Source organism: Pseudomonas sp. BW16M2 (assembly GCF_014268865.1).
Lineage (GTDB): Bacteria > Pseudomonadota > Gammaproteobacteria > Pseudomonadales > Pseudomonadaceae > Aquipseudomonas > Aquipseudomonas peradeniyensis.
Genome location: NZ_JABWRI010000037.1, coordinates 1 through 16,605, shown reverse-complemented (window position 1 = coordinate 16,605; position 16,605 = coordinate 1). Strand labels below are relative to the sequence as shown.

The following is a 16,605-nucleotide window of genomic DNA, read 5'->3' as shown; positions in this document are numbered from 1 at the left end:
GCGTCTGCTTCTTCGCGGGTAAACCCGCTCCCACAGGGATTTCACTGTCCTTGTGGGGGGCGGGTTTACCCGCGAATGCCTCAGCACCGACCGCCGCACCTGACGACTCCCTCGCGACAAGGTAAACTTGGCGCCCCCGCAGGAGTCCTCATGAACTATCGTCACGCCTTCCATGCCGGCAACCACGCCGACGTCCTCAAGCACATCGTGCTCACCCGCCTCATCGCCCTGATGTCGCGCAAGGAGCAGCCGTTCGCCTACATCGACACCCACGCCGGCCTGGGTCTCTACGACCTGCAGGGTGATCAGGCGAGCCGTACAGGTGAATACCTCGAGGGCGTGGCCCGCCTGTGGAACCGTGACGACCTGCCGGAGGCGACCGCCGACTACATGCGCATCATCAAGCGCCTGAACCAGGACGGCGAGCTGCGCTACTACCCGGGCTCGCCGGAGCTGGCGCGCCGCCTGATGCGCCAGCAGGACCGCGCCCTGCTCAACGAGAAGCACCCTGAAGATGGGGCGCTGCTCAAGGAGAACATGAAGAAGGATCCGCGGGTCACCGTTCACCTGGGTGAAGGCTGGCACATCCCGCGGGCGCTTCTGCCGGTCCAGGAAAAGCGCGCGATCATGCTGATCGACCCGCCATTCGAGCAGGCCGACGAGCTCAAGCGCTGCACCGTGGCCATGAAAGAGGCGATCGGTCGCATGCGCCAGACTGTCGCGGCGATCTGGTACCCGATCAAGGACCAGCGCTCGCTGACCCGCTTCTACCAGGACCTGACCAGCACCGGCGCGCCGAAGCTGCTGCGGGTCGAGCTGTACGTGCACCACCAGGACAGCCCGCAGGGCCTGAACGGTTCGGGCCTGGCCATCGCCAACCCGCCGTGGGGCCTGGAGGACGAGCTCAAGACGCTGCTGCCGTGGCTGGCCAAGGAGCTGGCGCAGACCGCCGGCAGCTTCCGCATGGACTGGCTGATCGCCGAGTAACCTGGCGGCACATTACCCTCGTGGGAGTGGGCTTGCCCCGCGATGGCGCCGGTGGATCCGCCGCTATCGCGGGGCAAGCCCGCTCCCACGCGATTGCATCGCGCCTGACCATCTTTGCGTTATAATCCCGCCCTTTAGCCGCCATCCGCCCGAATGGCCGTTGGCGCACTTCATACCGATTTGAGAGGCTAGACCCTTGGCACTGACGATTCTTGGCCTGTCCGGCGCCCTTAGCCATGACCCTTCCGCGGCCCTGTACATCGACGGCAAGCTGATTGCCGCCGCCGAAGAAGAGCGCTTCGTGCGTGACAAGCATGCGAAGAATCGCATGCCCTACGAGTCGGCGAAGTTCTGCCTGGAACAGGCCGGCATCAAGCCGTCGGACGTCGACGTGGTGGCCATTCCGTTCGCCCCGATCAGCCTGTTCGGCAAGGCCCGCTGGCATTACGCCAAGCGCTACTGGTACGCCCCGGACCGCGCCCTCGACGCGCTGCTGATGGGCAACCGCCGCTACAAGCGCTACCGCAAGAAGATCGTCTGGTGCCTGGAGCAACTGGGCTTCGATCCGAAGAAGATCAAGATCGAGCCGGTCGAGCACCACCTGGCTCACGCTTCCAGCGCCTACCACTGCTCGGGTTTCAAAGAGAAAACCGCGATCCTCGGTATCGACGGCAAGGGCGAGTACGCCACCACCTTCTTCGGCTACGGCGAAAACGGCAAGATCCACAAGATCAAGGAATTCTTCGATCCGGACTCGCTGGGTGGCCTGTATGGCGCGATCACCGAGTTCCTCGGCTTCGAGATGCTTGATGGCGAGTTCAAGGTCATGGGCATGGCGCCGTATGGCGACGCCAGCAAGTACGACTTCTCGCGCCTGGCCAGCTTCGAAAACGGCGAGCTGGTGATCAACACCGAATACGCCAACGTCATCGGCCTGCGCCGCTATAAAGAGAAGGGCAAGGGCTTCTACTTCTCGCCCAAGCTGATCGAGTGGCTGGGTCCGAAGCGCGAAGGCGACATTGCCGACGAGCCGTACATCCACTATGCCGCCAGCATGCAGGCGCTGTTCGAGAAGCTGGCCCTGCAGATGATCGACCACTACCTGGGCGACACGCTGAAAGAAACCGGCAAGCTGGCCTTCGCCGGCGGCTGCGCGCTGAACGTCAAGCTGAACCAGAAGATCATCGCCCGCGACGACGTGAAAGAGCTGTTCGTCCAGCCGGCCTCCGGCGACGCCGGTACCGCCGTTGGCGCGGCCGCCTACGTGTCCCACGCCCGTGGCGTGCCGGTCGAGAAGATGGAGCATGTCTACCTCGGCCCTGCGTACTCCAATGAAGACGTGATCGCCGCCTGTGCCCGTCACCCGAGCCAGCCGACATGGCGCAAGCTCGAGAACATGCCAGAGCAGATCGCCAAGATCATGGTCGATGGCAACCCGGTGGCCTGGTTCCAGGGCCGAATGGAGTTCGGTCCGCGTGCGCTGGGTGGTCGTTCGATCATCGGCTGCCCGAGCGTGGAAGGCGTGGCCGATCGCATCAACCACCAGATCAAGTTCCGCGAACGCTGGAGACCTTTCTGCCCGTCGATGCTCGATACCGTCGCGCCGCAGATGATCAAGATCGATCACCCCGCGCCGTTCATGACCTTCACCTTCGAAGTCGCTGAAGAGTGGAAGACCCGCGTGCCGGAAGTCGTCCATGAGGACGGCACTTCGCGCGCCCAGGTGCTCAAGCGCGAGTACAACCCGCGCTACTACGACATGATGAAGGCGCTGGAAGACCTGACCGGCAACGGCGTGTCGCTGAACACCTCGCTGAACCGCCGTGGCGAACCCATGATCTGCTCGCCGACCGACGCCCTGAACATGTTCTTCGGCTCGGACCTGCAGTACCTGATCATGGAAGACATCCTGGTGGTCAAGGAAGGCGCCGCGCCGTATGACCAGCCGCTCTGAACCGCGCATCCTGCAGTTCTGCCATGGCTATGACGGGCCGTTTCTCGATTGTGCCCGTCAATACGCCAGCCTGTTTCAGGGCAGCGGCTACAAGGTCACTACCGTGTTCCTCACCGGGGCAGCCGACGCGAAAGTAGCGGCCGGCTGTGCCTCGGACGAGGTGCTGTTTCTCGAGTTCAGCTCCAAGGCCGTGCGTGGCCTGAAGCTGGGCGCGATCCGCGCGCTGCGCAAGATCGCCGCGCAGCGCAATTTCAGCTTTTGCATCGCCCACCGCTTCAAGCCGATTTATGTCGCGCTGCTCGGGACCGGCCTGCCGGTGATTGGCGTGCACCATGCCTTCGGCGACTATGAGCGCAAAGGGCGGCGGCTGTTCGCCAACCTGTTCCGTAAGCGCCTGAGCCTGCTCGGTGTGTCGGACGCGGTGCGCGACGACATGCGTCGCTGCCTGGGTCTGTGGCCAGCCGAGCGTATCCAGACTTTGTACAACCGCATCGACGTCGAGGCACTGCAGGCCAGCCTGGTGCCGCGTGACGAGGCGCGCCGGGCCTTGGGCCTGGATGAACGTGCCTGGGTGGTCGGCAACGTCGGTCGCCTGCATCCGGACAAGGACCAGGCCACGCTGCTGCGTGGTTTCGCCGAAGCCTTGCCGGGGTTGCCGGCCGGTGCGCGTCTGGCGATCCTGGGCAAGGGCCGTCTCGAGGCGAAACTCAAGGCCCTGGCTGCCGAGTTGGGCATCGCCGGGCAGGTCGACTTCCTAGGCCAGGTCCCGGACGCTCGCCGCTATTTCCGCGCTTTCGACGTGTTCGCCCTGAGCTCCGACCATGAGCCGTTCGGCATGGTTCTGCTCGAAGCCATGGTCGCTGGCGTGCCGGTGCTGGCTACCGCCTGTGGCGGCGCCCGGGAGGTGGTCGAGGGCGTGGGTGTGCTGTTCCCGCTGGGCGATGCCGCGCAGCTGGCCCAGGGCCTGAAGCACATGGCCGGCCTGGACGCGCAGCAGCGCGAGGCATGCGCCGGGCATATGCTGCAGCGTCTGCAGCAGCGCTTTAGCGACCAGGCGGTGCGTGATGCCTTCTGGCAACTGCCGCAAGTCCGCGCGCTGATGGCGGAGGCTTGATGCTCAATCATCTCAAGGCCTGGCGCGAACGCGGCTGGCAAGTGATCGACGCGGCCGCGTACAGCGACGCCTGGCAGCGTCATGGCGGCAGTGTCGCCACGCACCCGTTGGTGATCGAGCAACTGGCGGACCTGGCCGGGATCCCGGTGCGTTACCTGGGCTGGTTTCAAGGCGCCGAGCTCAAGGCCGCGCTGCCGACCTGGGGGCGCCATCTGGCGCTGTCCAAGGATGTGCTCAAGCGCGAAGGCAAGAAAGGCCTGTTCGACCTGGGCAATGCCGAGATCATCCTGCCGGCCGCCGCCGATGCCGGGGCGCCGCTGCGCCACGCCGGTCGCTACCTTTCGGAGTTGAACCAGGGCCGTTTCGCCGGCCTGAAGGCGCAACCCGAGCAGTTGGCCATGGCACGTCCCCACGAGGACCTGTCGAAGAAGTTCCGCTACAACCAGCGTCGTGAGCTGCGCCTGCTGGAAGAGGCGGGTGGCCAGGTGCGGCCGATCGGCGATTTCACTGCAGCCGAGATCGCGGCGATGTACTGTGACTTGTTCCAGCGTCGCTGGGGCTTCCCGGCCACCGGCGCGGCCCGCATGGCCGAGGTGGTCGAGCGCCTGCGCGAGCTGCTGGTCGGTTCGGTGCTGTTCCTCGACGGGGCGCCCATCGCCATTCAGCTGGTGTATCGCGTCGAGGCGCCGCAATGGATCAGCGTCGAATATGTAAACGGCGGTGTCGACCCGCAGACCAAGGCATTCAGCCCTGGTAGCGTACTGAGCTTCCTCAATACCCAGGCTGCCTGGGAGGATGCCAATACCCGTGGCAAGATGCTGCGGTTCTCGTTCGGTCGGGCCGACCGGGAGTACAAGGACCGTTGGTGCAACCCCGTCAACGTCTTCCAGGTCTGAACATGAGCGCCAACAAACAGCAACTGCTCAAACGCCATCGCAAGCGCAAGCGGGTGATCCTGCTGCTGGCGCTGATCGTGCTGCTGTTCTCGGCGCTGTGGGCGCTATGGTTGCCGCCCGTGCTCGCGGTGCTGCTGTGGGTGGCCCATGAAGCCTGGTTTTCCGACCATCTGTTCTACGTGCCGGGCAGCGACTACCAGTACGACCTGCAAGCCACTGAGCGTCATGCGCTGCGCAGCCAGGAAGGGGTGCTGGCCTTGCCGGGCGATTGCACGCTGGACGGCAGCGAGACGCTGTTGTTGCGGGTGAGCCTGCGCGCAGGCTGGTTGGGTCGATTGTTCGATCCGGCGGTACGCATCGAAGGTGGTGCTGCCGATTGCCAGGCTTTCGAGCGGGGTGTGCGGGGCGTGCGCTACCTGAACCTGAGCGGGCAGGCCGAGGCGCTGAGCGCCGGGCAGCTGCGCCTGAGCGGTCGCCATTGTCGCGTCGCACCTGAAATGGAGTTGCTGGTGCTGCGTCACCCCGACTACCTGGCTGGCACCCTGATGGTTATCGCCCCTCATGCCGACGATGCCGAGCTGGCGGCGTTCGCTGCCTATTCCCAGGCGAAGAGCAGCTGGATCGTGACCCTCACCGCCGGCGAGATCGAGAACGAGTACTACCGCGACACCTTCGATCTCGACCTGGTCGAGGCGGCCCGGCTCAAGGGCGAATTGCGCAGCTGGGACAGCGTCGCCGTGCCGCGTTGGGCCGGCGTGCCTTCCAGCCAATGCGTGCAGTTGGGCTATTTCTGCATGCAGTTGCCGGCCATGCAGGCTGAGCCCGGGGCATCGATTCCGTCGCGCGAGGCAGACCTGGCCGACACCCGGCCATTCCGTCGATTCAATGAAGTCGCGTTGCAAAGCGACGCCGATGGCCGGCCGAGCTGGAACAACCTGGTCCAGGACCTGCGCGAGCTCATCGAGCGCGCGCGTCCGGCAACCATTGTGATGCCGCACCCGACCCTGGATCCGCACCCGGACCATGTGTGTGCCCATGACGCCCTGCAGCAGGCGTTGCAGAGCGCCGGCTGGCGGCCTGAAACCCTGCTGTTCTATGCCAACCACCTGCATGACAATGACCGTTGGCCGATGGGTGATGCCGGTACCGGCGTACCTCTGCCACCCTTCTTCGATGCCGGCATGCCCATGCGCCCGTGGGTGCTTGGGGTGGGGGCGCAAGAGCAGAGGCAAAAGGCCATCGCTTTGGGTATGATGCACGACCTGCAGCCCGCGGCCTCGCTCAAGCGCCGAATCCGTCGCTTCCTGCAGCGCTGCCTCGCCGCCCGGCGCTGGCCTGCATTCGGTGAAAATGAATTCTTCCGCAAGGCCGTACGGCGCCACGAACTGCTGTGGGTCGGCACAATGATCGACAAGAGAGAACCACGGTGAAAGTCCTGTTCCTGGTCCAGAAAGAGCAACGCGCCATCCTGGACCGTCTGTACGAAGGCATCGCGGCCGACTGCGAGTGCGATATCCGTTGGTTGACCGGTGACGAGCAGGCCGATCTGCGCAGCTATTTCCGCGAGCATGTGCAGGTCGAGCAGTACGACCGCATCCTGTTCTTCCTGCGTTTCAAGAAAGAGATCCGCCAGGCACGCTTCATTCGGACGATCCCGAACCTGGTGATCCTCGAGCACGACGCCTACCAGAACTACATCCCCTGCAAGTACACCGGCAAGTTCAGCGAGTATTACCGCCAGCTGCCATGGGCGCGGATCATCACCTCCGGCGCGGTGGTCACCCGACGCCTGCGCGATGAAGGCTTCGACGCGATCTTCGTGCCAAAGGGGTATGACCAGGCGCTGCTGCGCAATGAAAACCATGAGCGTGATATCGAGTTGGCGTTCGTCGGCAGCCTGCGCAGCGTGGCCTACTCCGGGCGCAAGCAGATGCTCGAGTCGATCGCGGCGGTGGAGAACCTGCTGATCACCCGCACCAAGTCCGGCGAGGAGTACAGCCGGACTCTCAGCCGCATCCGCTTTTTCGTCAGTGCCGACGTCGGCATGGGCGAGTACATGATCAAGAATTTCGAAGCCATGGCCTGTGGCTGCGTCCTGTTCGCCTATGACCAGGGCGAGGAAGAGAACCAGGCGCTGGGCTTCGTCGACATGCACAACATCGTGCTCTACCGCGACCTCGAGCAGTTGCGCGAGAAGCTCGCCCGGCTGCGTGGTGATCTCGCCCTGGCCGAGCGTATCTCGCGCAATGGCCAGCAGTTGGCCGAGCAGCGCTATACCTTCCACGCGCTAGGGCAGGCGATCACCGAGGCCATGCGCGCGCCGCTGCGCCCGGCCGCGAAGCCTGGCCTGCTGGACCGTGTGCTGCTGGCCATCGGCCTGTCGCGTTAGGCCCACATACATCGAGGAAGCCATGATCTTCAGTGAAAACAGCGAGATCACACTGGTGGTGACCAGTTGTGGTCGTTTCGAGTTGCTCAAGCGCACGCTCGAAAGTTTCGACCGCTACAACACGGCGCCCATCCGTGAAGTCTTCATCACCGAAGACTCCGGTGACGAGGCGGTGCGTGGCTGCATCCCGGAACACTGGCGCGAGCACACCACCTTCATCGTCAACAATCCCAAGCTTGGGCAGTTGCGCTCGGTGGACGCCGCCTATTCGCAGATCAAGACCTTCTGGGTGTTCCATTGCGAGGATGACTGGGCCTTCTATCGCCCGGGCTTCGTCGAGGAATCCCAGGCACTGCTGGAGGCCGACCCGCAGGCGCTGCAGGTCTGGCTGCGCAGTTTCAACCATGACCTGCAGGTGCACAGCCCCTATGTGTTCCTTGAAGCGCGTCAGGTGCTGCAGGGCATCGCTTTCCACAAGCTGGGCTCGCACAAGGCGGAATGGCAGGGGTTCTCGTTCAACCCAGGCCTGCGCAGGCTGGCCGACTACCAGGCACATGCACCTTACGCCTCGCATTCCGGTGAGAAGAGCTTGTCGCGGTTGTACGCCGAGCGCGACCGCTACGCGCTGATCCTGGAAAACGACGCCGTGCTGCATACCGGTTTCGGCGAGCATGTGGAAATGCCGGAAGAAAAAATCAAGAAGGCACGACGCAAGCGCATGGATCGCATTCGTCTGTTGGGCGTGCTGTTTATTGGACTATTGCTTGGATGGGTGTTGAAGGATGTTTGAAGGAATCACCAAGGACAATCGAGCGAGCCGGCGCTATTTCACTGCGGCGCTGATTGTTTTCCTCGCCAGCTTCGTGCTGATGAACTCTTCTAAATGGACGAATAACATCTTCTACGCGTTTATCGCGTTGCCGGGGTTGGTGTTCCTGATCAAGGAGCGCGGTGCGGGCGTGTTCCGCGACAAGCTGGGCCTGGCCTGGCTCGCGTTCCTGCTTTGGTTCCTGGTGCCGGCTGTCGTGGCGGGTGATGGGCAGTTCTACAAGCACATCGCCTACGTTACCTTGTTTGTCTTCATCGTGGCCGGGCTTGTCTGCCAGGATCTGTTCCGTTCCGACCGCTTTACCCGGGCACTGTTCTGGGTCATCTGCCTGTATGTCTTCGGTTATTCGGCCTATGGCTACCTGAGCGGTCTCTACGCCCTCGGTGATCGGGTTGGCCTGATGCCAGCGCGCATGCAGAACGTGATCTACACCAGTATCTGGATTTTCTGCGCCTTGGCGCTGGCCATGCCTGGCTGGTTGCGCAATCGCCGATGGGGCGAGGCATTTTGTGCTGTGGTGCTGTCGGTGGTGGCGGTGACGTTCGTCATGCAGACGCGCACCGCAATGGTCGGCGCGGCCTTCCTGTTTGCCCTCTGGGCATGCTGGGCTTTGTGGCGCTATCCGCGAGTGGCTGGACGCTGGCTGCTGCTGTTCGCGGTGTTGGGTGTCGTGGCGCTGTGGTTGATCAAGGATGCGGCATGGTTCCATTCGCTCTTTGAGCGTGGTGATGCTTATCGCAGTGAGCTGTTCCACGTGATGGTCGGCGAGTGGCGCAATTGTGGCTGGATGCTGGGTTGTGGTGTGGAATTCCATAGCGACAAGCTGCTGAGCGGTTGGATGCCTATCCAGCACCCGCACAATATCTATGTTGCCCTGGGGCTCTACACCGGTGCTGTCTCGTTGGTGCTGTTCCTGGTCGTCATGGCAATGACCCTCGTCCAGGCTGCGCGTATGCGCGATCCTTGGGGTATCTATCTGGCCTGTGCCTTGGTGATGCTCAACTTCGATGGCAGCAAGCTGATCGGCAATCCCGATGAGTTGTGGCCGTTGGTCCTGCTGCCGGCGGCGATGGTGCTTGGCCGTAGCCTGCAACAGCGGCGCTCGATGAGCTGACCGCAGCGGATGTGTGTCCGGGGGGCTGCTTTGCAGCCCCTTTTTGTTCAGGAAAGTGCGTTGGCCAGGTCCTGGCGGCGGCAGATCTGCTGGCTGGCGAGATAGGCTTCGATGAAGGCGTTGTCGCCGTCACCCAGCAACCACCCTCGATCTTCCTGGTAACGCAGCATATGACGGAAGTTGCGCTGGCGTTGAGAACGGCGAAGTGGCCTGCGGTACATGCGCAGGTCGGCGACGTCGATCAGCCCCAGTTTGCCTTCGGGCGTCAGCACCACATTGCCCAGGTGCGCGGAGCGGAAGTACACCCCCGCTTCGTGAAGCGTCGCGATGAAACGCCCGAGCTGGTCGCGCAAGCCCGGGTATTGGTCGGGTTGCTCCAGCAGTTGGCGCAGCGTATGGCCGGGTAGCGGGTCATAGTGCACGGCATCGCGGGCAATCTCGGCGATACGATAGACCGCCTTGACCTGCGGGCAGGGGATACCGCGTTCGGCCAGCGCCTGGCAATTGTCGGCGAAGCGCTGGGCGTAGGGATACCAGGCCGCCGAGCTGATCAGACGCTTGCGGCGGAACAGCTTGAGCATCGAACCATCCTTTAGGCGCAGGACCTTGTCGCCAGTGCCGTCGGCCTCGAGGACGTGGGCGCCCTCGCGCAGGGCAAGGTAACGGGCGTGGTCAAGTGCGTGCATCAAGCCTCCGGGGCCAGGGTTCGGGACAGCCGTCTATCTTAACCTGCGGCGGACGGTGCAAGACACCGTGTGTGGTATAATCCCGACTCTTTTTGACCCGACGGATTCTCATGACAGTTCCCGAATCGTCTTCCCCTGCAAGCCTGAAGATCTATCTGCGCCTGCTGGGCTACGTCAAACCCTATATCGGCATCTTCCTGCTGAGCATCGTCGGTTTCGTGATCTTCGCCTCGACCCAGCCGATGCTGGCCGGGATCCTCAAGTATTTCGTCGATGGGCTGAGCAATCCGCAGGCGGTGCTGTTCCCCGACGTGCCTTACCTGCGTGATCTGCAATTATTGCAGGCGGTGCCGCTGCTGATCATCCTGATCGCTGCCTGGCAGGGCCTGGGGTCGTTCCTCGGCAACTACTACCTGGCCAAGGTGTCGCTGTGCCTGGTGCACGACCTGCGGGTCGAGCTGTTCAACAAGCTGCTGGTCCTGCCCAACCACTACTTCGACAACCACAATTCCGGGCACCTGATCTCGCGCATCACCTTCAACGTGACCATGGTCACCGGCGCCGCCACCGACGCCATCAAGGTAGTCATCCGTGAAGGCTTGACGGTGGTGTTCCTGTTCGCCTACCTGCTGTGGATGAACTGGAAGCTGACCCTGGTGATGGTGGCAATCCTGCCGGTGATCGCGGTGATGGTGAGCACTGCCAGCAAGAAATTCCGCAAGCAGAGCAAGAAGATCCAGGTGGCCATGGGCGATGTCACCCACGTGGCCTCCGAGACCATCCAGGGCTACCGCGTGGTGCGCAGCTTCGGTGGCGAAAGCTACGAGGAGCGCCGCTTCGGTGCCGCCAGCCAAAGCAATACCGACAAGCAACTGCGCATGACCAAGACCGGTGCGCTGTACACGCCGTTGTTGCAATTGGTGATCTACAGCGCCATGGCCGCGCTGATGTTCCTGGTGCTGTTCCTGCGCGGTGAGGCATCGGCGGGTGACCTGGTGGCCTACATCACTGCCGCCGGCCTGCTGCCCAAGCCGATTCGTCAGTTGTCGGAAGTCAGCTCGACCATCCAGAAGGGCCTTGCCGGTGCCGAGAGCATTTTCGAGCAGTTGGACGAAAAACCCGAAATAGACAAGGGCAGTATCGAGAAGGAGCGGGTCGAGGGACGCCTGGAAGTGCGCAACCTCAGCTTCACCTACCCAGGCACCGAGCGCCAGGTGCTCAGCGACATCAACTTCACCGCCGAGCCTGGGCAAATGATCGCCCTGGTGGGGCGTTCCGGCAGTGGCAAGTCGACGCTGGCGGCGTTGATCCCGCGTTTCTATCACCACACGGAAGGGCAGATCCTGCTCGACGGCGTGGAGATCGAGGATTACCGCCTGCGCAACCTGCGCCGTCATGTTTCCCAGGTGACCCAGCATGTCACCTTGTTCAATGACACCGTGGCCAACAACATCGCCTACGGCGACCTGGCCGGCGCGCCACGCGCGGATATCGAGGCCGCCGCCGCCGATGCCTATGCCAAGGAGTTCGTCGACCAGTTGCCCAAGGGCTTCGATACCGAAGTCGGCGAGAACGGCGTGCTGCTTTCCGGCGGCCAGCGCCAGCGCCTGGCGATTGCCCGGGCTTTGCTCAAGAATGCGCCGCTGCTGATTCTCGACGAGGCCACCTCGGCCCTGGATACCGAGTCCGAACGGCATATCCAGGCGGCGCTGGACCATGTGATGGAAGGGCGCACCACCCTGGTGATCGCGCACCGGCTGTCGACCATCGAGAAGGCCGACCTGATCCTGGTCATGGACCAGGGCCGTCTGGTGGAGCGCGGCACCCACGCCGAACTGCTCCAGGCCAATGGTCATTACGCCCGTCTGCACGCCATGGGGCTGGACGAGGCCGAAAAGGCCAACATCACCTGAGCCTGCGTCACGGCGGGGCCTCGCAGGCCTCGCCGGTCAATCGATACAGCATCGCTGCGGTTGGCCGTAAAGCCCTGCGCATCCCTGTGCTAATATCCTGCCCCTGTTCACTTTTCCAAAAATGGGTTGCCCATGAAGTTGTCCATGCCGCGTTTCGATCAAGCCCCGGTACTGGTGGTCGGCGATGTCATGCTCGACCGCTACTGGCATGGCGGTACTTCGCGTATTTCGCCTGAAGCGCCGGTGCCGGTGGTCAAGGTCGATCAGATCGAGGATCGCCCCGGCGGCGCGGCCAACGTGGCCTTGAACATCGCCGCCCTCGGCGCGCCGGCCGCGCTGGTCGGGGTCACCGGCCAGGACGAGGCTGCCGACAGCCTCGCCAATAGCCTGCACGCCGCCGGTGTGCGCTCGATCTTCCAGCGCATTGCCCACCAGCCGACCATCGTCAAGCTGCGGGTGATGAGCCGTCACCAGCAACTGCTGCGCATCGACTTCGAGGAACCGTTCGCCACCGACCCGCTGTCGCTGGGCGCGGAGGTCGATACCCTGCTCGAGGGCGTCAAGGTGCTGGTGCTGTCCGACTACGGCAAGGGCGCACTGCAGAACCATCAGGCGCTGATCCAGGCCGCCCGCGGCAAGGGCATCCCGGTGCTGGCCGACCCCAAGGGCAAGGATTTCTCGATCTACCGCGGTGCCAGCCTGATCACCCCCAACCTCAGCGAGTTCGAGGCCATCGTCGGCCGTTGCGCCGATGAAACCGAGCTGGTCGCCAAGGGCCTGAAACTGCTCGAAGAACTGGACCTGGGCGCATTGCTGGTGACCCGAGGCGAGCATGGCATGACCCTGCTGCGCACTGGCCACCCGGCCCTGCACCTGCCGGCTCGCGCCCGCGAGGTGTTCGATGTCACCGGTGCCGGCGACACGGTGATTTCCACCCTTGCCGCTTCCATCGCCGCGGGCGAGGACCTGCCGCATGCCGTCGCCCTGGCCAACCTGGCCGCCGGCATCGTGGTCGGCAAGCTGGGTACAGCCGCCATCAGCGCGCCTGAGCTGCGTCGCGCCATCCAGCGTGAAGAGGGCTCGGAGCGCGGCGTGCTGGGCCTGGAGCAATTGCTGCTGGCCATCGACGATGCCCGTGCGCACAACGAGAAGATCGTCTTCACCAATGGCTGCTTCGATATCCTCCACGCGGGTCACGTGACCTACCTGGAACAGGCTCGCGCCCAGGGCGACCGGCTGATCGTCGCCATCAACGACGATGCCTCGGTCAGCCGCCTGAAGGGCCCGGGCCGGCCGATCAACAGCGTCGACCGACGCATGGCCGTGCTGGCCGGCCTCGGTGCGGTGGACTGGGTCATCAGCTTCCCCGAGGACACGCCGGAGAACCTGCTGCGCCAGGTCAAGCCGGATGTGCTGGTCAAGGGCGGTGACTACGGTATCGACCAGGTGGTCGGCGCCGATATCGTCAAGGCCTATGGTGGCACGGTGAAGGTACTGGGTCTGGTGGAGAACAGCTCGACCACGGCGATCGTCGAGAAGATCCGCAAGCACTGATACGTTGCAGATCGCGGGGCAAGCCCGCTCCCACGAAGCATCGGGAGCAGGCTTGCCCCGTGTTCATTTATGCAGCGAGGTCCGCGCACGGGCCAGCAGTTCCCGTGCCTTGTCTCCGAACCGCTCCAGATGTGACGCCGGCGCGGCCTTGCTTTCGACCAGCCCCTGCTGCTTCAGCCAGTCCTTCCAGCGCACCCGCTCATCCCGCACCACCCAGCCATCCTGGCGGGCGAAGCTCTCGGCCAGCCACAGTCCGCGCGTACCCGCAGGTGTCAGCTGGTCCTTCTTCAAGGTGTACAGCTCGGCCACGGGTTGACCGTCCTTGAGCGGCATCAGGTAAAGGTCCGGCCGCTTGCGATTGAGCCTGGCCACCAGTTGATCACCTTCCAGGCGCTCGTCGACGTGGAACAGGCTCAGCGACTTGGCCTCCCGTGGCACCTGCAGGCGCAGGTCGTAGATCAGTTGCAACGACGCCGTGGGCAGGTGCACATAGGCGCGTGGCCGCTCCAGCAGCATCAGGTTGGCGCAATGCACCGGCCGGGCGGCGCCGGACTCGGGCGACAGCACGAACGGCAGGGCCTCGCGATAGTGCAGGGCAGCGGCATAGGGCGCCGGCAGCCAGGTGTCGTTGAAGCGTCCGCCCAGCCAGCCCTCGGGGGTTTCCAGCAGGCATTCCTCGGCCACTTCCTGGATCGCCGTGTGCAGCGGCAGGTTCAGCTCGTGGGCCGGGACATAGCCGGAAATCAGCTTGAGCACCACATCGCCACGGTCCTGGCGGCGCTGGCGGACCAGCACCCAGTAGTCGCGGCCCTGCCAGTGCAGGGTCAGGCGCACCGACACGCCAAGGTTGGCCAGTTCCGCCACGAAGTGCTCGGGGTCGGCGACCTGGATGGCCTTGCGCCGCTGCAGGGTCTGGGCGAAATTCAGCGGCATGCCGATGCTCTGGTAGGTCAGGCCTTCGGGCGTGGCCTCGACGTGCAGCGGCAGGGTCTTGAAGTTGCTCGGATTCTTGCGGATCAGCGTACGCGGCACGAGGCTCCTCCTTGCGTTGGGCCCCCGCCCGGGCGGCTCAGGGCCGGCCCAGGATGCGGGCGACGGTGGCCACGTTGTGGGCCAGATGCAGCGGGTTGATGGTGCCGACGATGGCACTGCTCACGCCTGGGTGGGCGAACAGCAACTCGAAACTGGCCTGCACTGGATCGACCCCGGGGGCCAGGCAGATATGCCCGCTGGCCAGGGCCTTCTTCACCAGAATGGCCTTGCCGTGTTCGGCAGCGTAGTCCAGCACGGGCCGCTCCGCCTGCTCGTTGAGGTTGTAGGTGACCATGGCGCAATCACCTTGCTCCAGCGCTTTCAGGCCGCCGGCGACGGTCTTGCCAGACAAACCATAGCCAAGGATCTTGCCTTCCTGCTTGAGCGCGGCAAGGGTTTCGTACACCCCCTCCTGCTCGAGGATCGCCAGGTCGTTGCCGTCGGAATGCACCAGCACCAGCTCGATGCGGTCGGTCTCCAGGCGCTTGAGGCTGCGCTCGACCGAGCGGCGGGTGTGGGCGGCGCTGAAATCGAAGTGCGACTGGCCGGCCTCGAACTCTTCGCCGACCTTGCTGACGATCACCCACTGGTCGCGCTGGCCGCGCAGCAATGGGCCGAGGCGCTCCTCGCTGCGGCCATAGGCCGGTGCGGTGTCGATCAGGTTGATGCCCAGTTCGCGGGCCTGGGTGAGCAGCAGGCGGGCGGTTTCGTCATCGGGGATGATGAAGCCGTTGGGGTACTTCACGCCCTGGTCGCGGCCAAGCTTGACCGTGCCCAGGCCCAGCGGCGACACCCGCAGGCCGGTGCTGCCCAGGGGGCGATGGTGATCGTGCAGGGTCGGCAGGCTCATGGCAGCAGTTGCTCCCAGGCAGGCAGTGCCAGCGGTGGGCGGGGCAGGTCGGCAAGGTCCGGCTGGCTCGCCGGGCGGATGCCGTCACGTTCGAAGCTGGCCAGTACGCGATCGGCGAAGTCCGGCGCCAGGGCCAGCTTGGTCGGCCAGCCGACCAGCAGGCGCTGCTGGTCGGCGAGGAAGGCGTTGTCCGGGCGCACCAGGCCCGATTGCGCCGGTTCGGCACGGTCGACGCGCAGGGTGGCCCAGCGCACCTGGGCCTGGTCGACCCACGGCAGCAGGCTGGCGACTTCCTTTTGCGCCGCGGCGATCTGCGCAGCGGGCTCGCGGGCCACGCCATCGGCCTCGGCAATGTCGCCACCCAGGTACCACACCCACTGGCCGTCGGCGGCCGGGTGAGTGGTCACGGTGATGCGCGGCTTGGGCCCGCCGCCCAGGCAGTGGGCGTACAGCGGCTTGAGGTTGGGGCCCTTGGCCAGGACCATGTGCAGTGGACGGCGCTGCATGGCCGGTTGGCTCAGCCCCAGGGCGTGCAGCAGCGCTTCGGTGCCGCCGCCGGCGCTGAGGACGATGCGTTGGGCGCGGATCTCGCGGCCATCGACCAGCAGCCCGGCCAGCTCGTCACCGTCGCGCAGCGGCTCGATACGCTCGCCGGCCAGCAGGCTGTCGCCCGCCAGTTGCGCCAGGTTGGCCAACAGGCTGGGCACGTCGATGACCAGTTCGGCCAGGCGGTAGACCTTGCCCTTGAACGCGCGGTCCTGCAGGGCCGGCGGCAGTTGCTCGCCCTTGACCTGGTCAACCCGGCCACGCACGGCCTTGCTGGCGAAGAAACTGGTGAGGTTGCCGGCCAGGGTGCCGGGGGACCACAGGTAGTGGGCGTCGGAGAGCAGGCGGGTGCCGGTCAGGTCCAGCTCGCCGTTGCCGGCCAGCGCTTCGCGCCAGCGCCGCGGCATGTCGGCGATGGCTTCGGAGGCGCCGCTGAGGGCGCCGTGCAGGGCGTACTTGGTGCCACCGTGGATAATGCCTTGCGACTTGATGGTCTGCTCGCCGCCCAGGCTGGCGCGCTCCACCAGCACCGTCGAATAGCCCAGGCGACGCAGCCGGGCATTGAGCCAGAGGCCTGCGACCCCGGCGCCGACGATCAGCACGTCAGTGGTAATGGCGGATGGCATGCGGGCACCTCGAAAACTGGGACAGGTGCGCAGTATACAGGCTGTAACCGGGGGAGAGGACCGTGGGAGCGGGCTTGCCCCGCGATACCCATGCGGCCCTATCGCGGGGCAAGCC

The 16,605-nt window shown here is 64.6% G+C and carries 14 protein-coding genes; 10 read left to right on the top strand and 4 right to left on the bottom strand.

All coding sequences use genetic code 11. The annotated features are described in order from the left end of the window. Nucleotides 1-150: 150 nt before the first annotated feature. The 8 genes from rlmJ to HU735_RS23840 all read left to right on the top strand — a co-directional run bounded on the left by rlmJ (nucleotide 151) and on the right by HU735_RS23840 (nucleotide 9,283). Nucleotides 151-987, top strand: coding sequence for a 23S rRNA (adenine(2030)-N(6))-methyltransferase RlmJ (gene rlmJ / locus HU735_RS23875; RefSeq protein WP_186715799.1), 837 nt, complete (start codon nucleotides 151-153; stop codon nucleotides 985-987). A gap of 196 nt (nucleotides 988-1,183) precedes the next feature. Further along, a complete protein-coding gene (locus tag HU735_RS23870) occupies nucleotides 1,184-2,941 on the top strand; it encodes a carbamoyltransferase (protein WP_186715797.1) in 1,758 nt (585 codons plus the stop codon). Further along, complete coding sequence (locus tag HU735_RS23865) at nucleotides 2,925-4,055, top strand: glycosyltransferase (RefSeq protein WP_186715795.1); 1,131 nt, start codon at nucleotides 2,925-2,927, stop codon at nucleotides 4,053-4,055. The genes HU735_RS23870 and HU735_RS23865 overlap by 17 nt, the downstream gene beginning before the upstream one ends. Further along, the gene (locus HU735_RS23860) at nucleotides 4,055-4,951 is read left to right on the top strand and encodes an antimicrobial resistance protein Mig-14 (protein ID WP_186715793.1); all 897 of its coding nucleotides are present in this window, start codon (nucleotides 4,055-4,057) and stop codon (nucleotides 4,949-4,951) included. The genes HU735_RS23865 and HU735_RS23860 overlap by 1 nt, the downstream gene beginning before the upstream one ends. Nucleotides 4,952-4,953: 2 nt before the next feature. After that, on the top strand, nucleotides 4,954-6,381 hold the full coding sequence (locus HU735_RS23855) for a PIG-L family deacetylase (RefSeq protein WP_186715791.1): 1,428 nt from the start codon (nucleotides 4,954-4,956) through the stop codon (nucleotides 6,379-6,381). Continuing rightward, on the top strand, nucleotides 6,378-7,340 hold the full coding sequence (locus HU735_RS23850; RefSeq protein WP_186715789.1) for a glycosyltransferase: 963 nt from the start codon (nucleotides 6,378-6,380) through the stop codon (nucleotides 7,338-7,340). Before HU735_RS23855 ends, HU735_RS23850 begins: the two co-directional genes overlap by 4 nt. Before the next feature lie 22 nt (nucleotides 7,341-7,362). Further along, entirely contained in the window at nucleotides 7,363-8,130 is a 768-nt protein-coding gene (locus tag HU735_RS23845; RefSeq protein ID WP_186715787.1) for a glycosyltransferase family 2 protein, read from the top strand. Beyond that, nucleotides 8,123-9,283 carry an O-antigen ligase domain-containing protein gene (locus HU735_RS23840; protein ID WP_186715785.1) on the top strand — a complete coding sequence of 387 codons (1,161 nt, stop codon included), beginning with the start codon at nucleotides 8,123-8,125 and terminating at the stop codon, nucleotides 9,281-9,283. Before HU735_RS23845 ends, HU735_RS23840 begins: the two co-directional genes overlap by 8 nt. A gap of 47 nt (nucleotides 9,284-9,330) precedes the next feature. Here HU735_RS23840 and HU735_RS23835 read toward each other — a convergent pair whose 3' ends face one another. Beyond that, nucleotides 9,331-9,969, bottom strand: coding sequence for a phosphotransferase (locus tag HU735_RS23835; protein ID WP_186715784.1), 639 nt, complete (start codon nucleotides 9,967-9,969; stop codon nucleotides 9,331-9,333). A gap of 110 nt (nucleotides 9,970-10,079) precedes the next feature. Between HU735_RS23835 and msbA the strand changes: the two genes are divergently transcribed. Beyond that, a complete protein-coding gene (gene msbA / locus HU735_RS23830) occupies nucleotides 10,080-11,882 on the top strand; it encodes a lipid A export permease/ATP-binding protein MsbA (RefSeq protein WP_050707188.1) in 1,803 nt (600 codons plus the stop codon). Between the two features lie 132 nt (nucleotides 11,883-12,014). Beyond that, the gene (gene hldE / locus HU735_RS23825; RefSeq protein WP_186715782.1) at nucleotides 12,015-13,436 is read left to right on the top strand and encodes a bifunctional D-glycero-beta-D-manno-heptose-7-phosphate kinase/D-glycero-beta-D-manno-heptose 1-phosphate adenylyltransferase HldE; all 1,422 of its coding nucleotides are present in this window, start codon (nucleotides 12,015-12,017) and stop codon (nucleotides 13,434-13,436) included. 63 nt (nucleotides 13,437-13,499) lie between these two features. On the opposite strand, the gene HU735_RS23820 is transcribed toward hldE, so the two are convergent. Genes HU735_RS23820 through HU735_RS23810 form a run of 3 tightly spaced genes read right to left on the bottom strand, consistent with a single transcriptional unit; the run spans nucleotide 13,500 to nucleotide 16,490 of the window. Beyond that, nucleotides 13,500-14,468, bottom strand: a complete 969-nt coding sequence (locus HU735_RS23820; RefSeq protein ID WP_186715780.1) for a metal ABC transporter ATPase — start codon at nucleotides 14,466-14,468, stop codon at nucleotides 13,500-13,502. Between the two features lie 37 nt (nucleotides 14,469-14,505). Further along, nucleotides 14,506-15,318, bottom strand: coding sequence for an aldo/keto reductase (locus HU735_RS23815; protein ID WP_186715778.1), 813 nt, complete (start codon nucleotides 15,316-15,318; stop codon nucleotides 14,506-14,508). Further along, on the bottom strand, nucleotides 15,315-16,490 hold the full coding sequence (locus tag HU735_RS23810; protein WP_186715777.1) for an FAD-dependent oxidoreductase: 1,176 nt from the start codon (nucleotides 16,488-16,490) through the stop codon (nucleotides 15,315-15,317). The genes HU735_RS23815 and HU735_RS23810 overlap by 4 nt, the downstream gene beginning before the upstream one ends. Nucleotides 16,491-16,605: the final 115 nt, after the last annotated feature.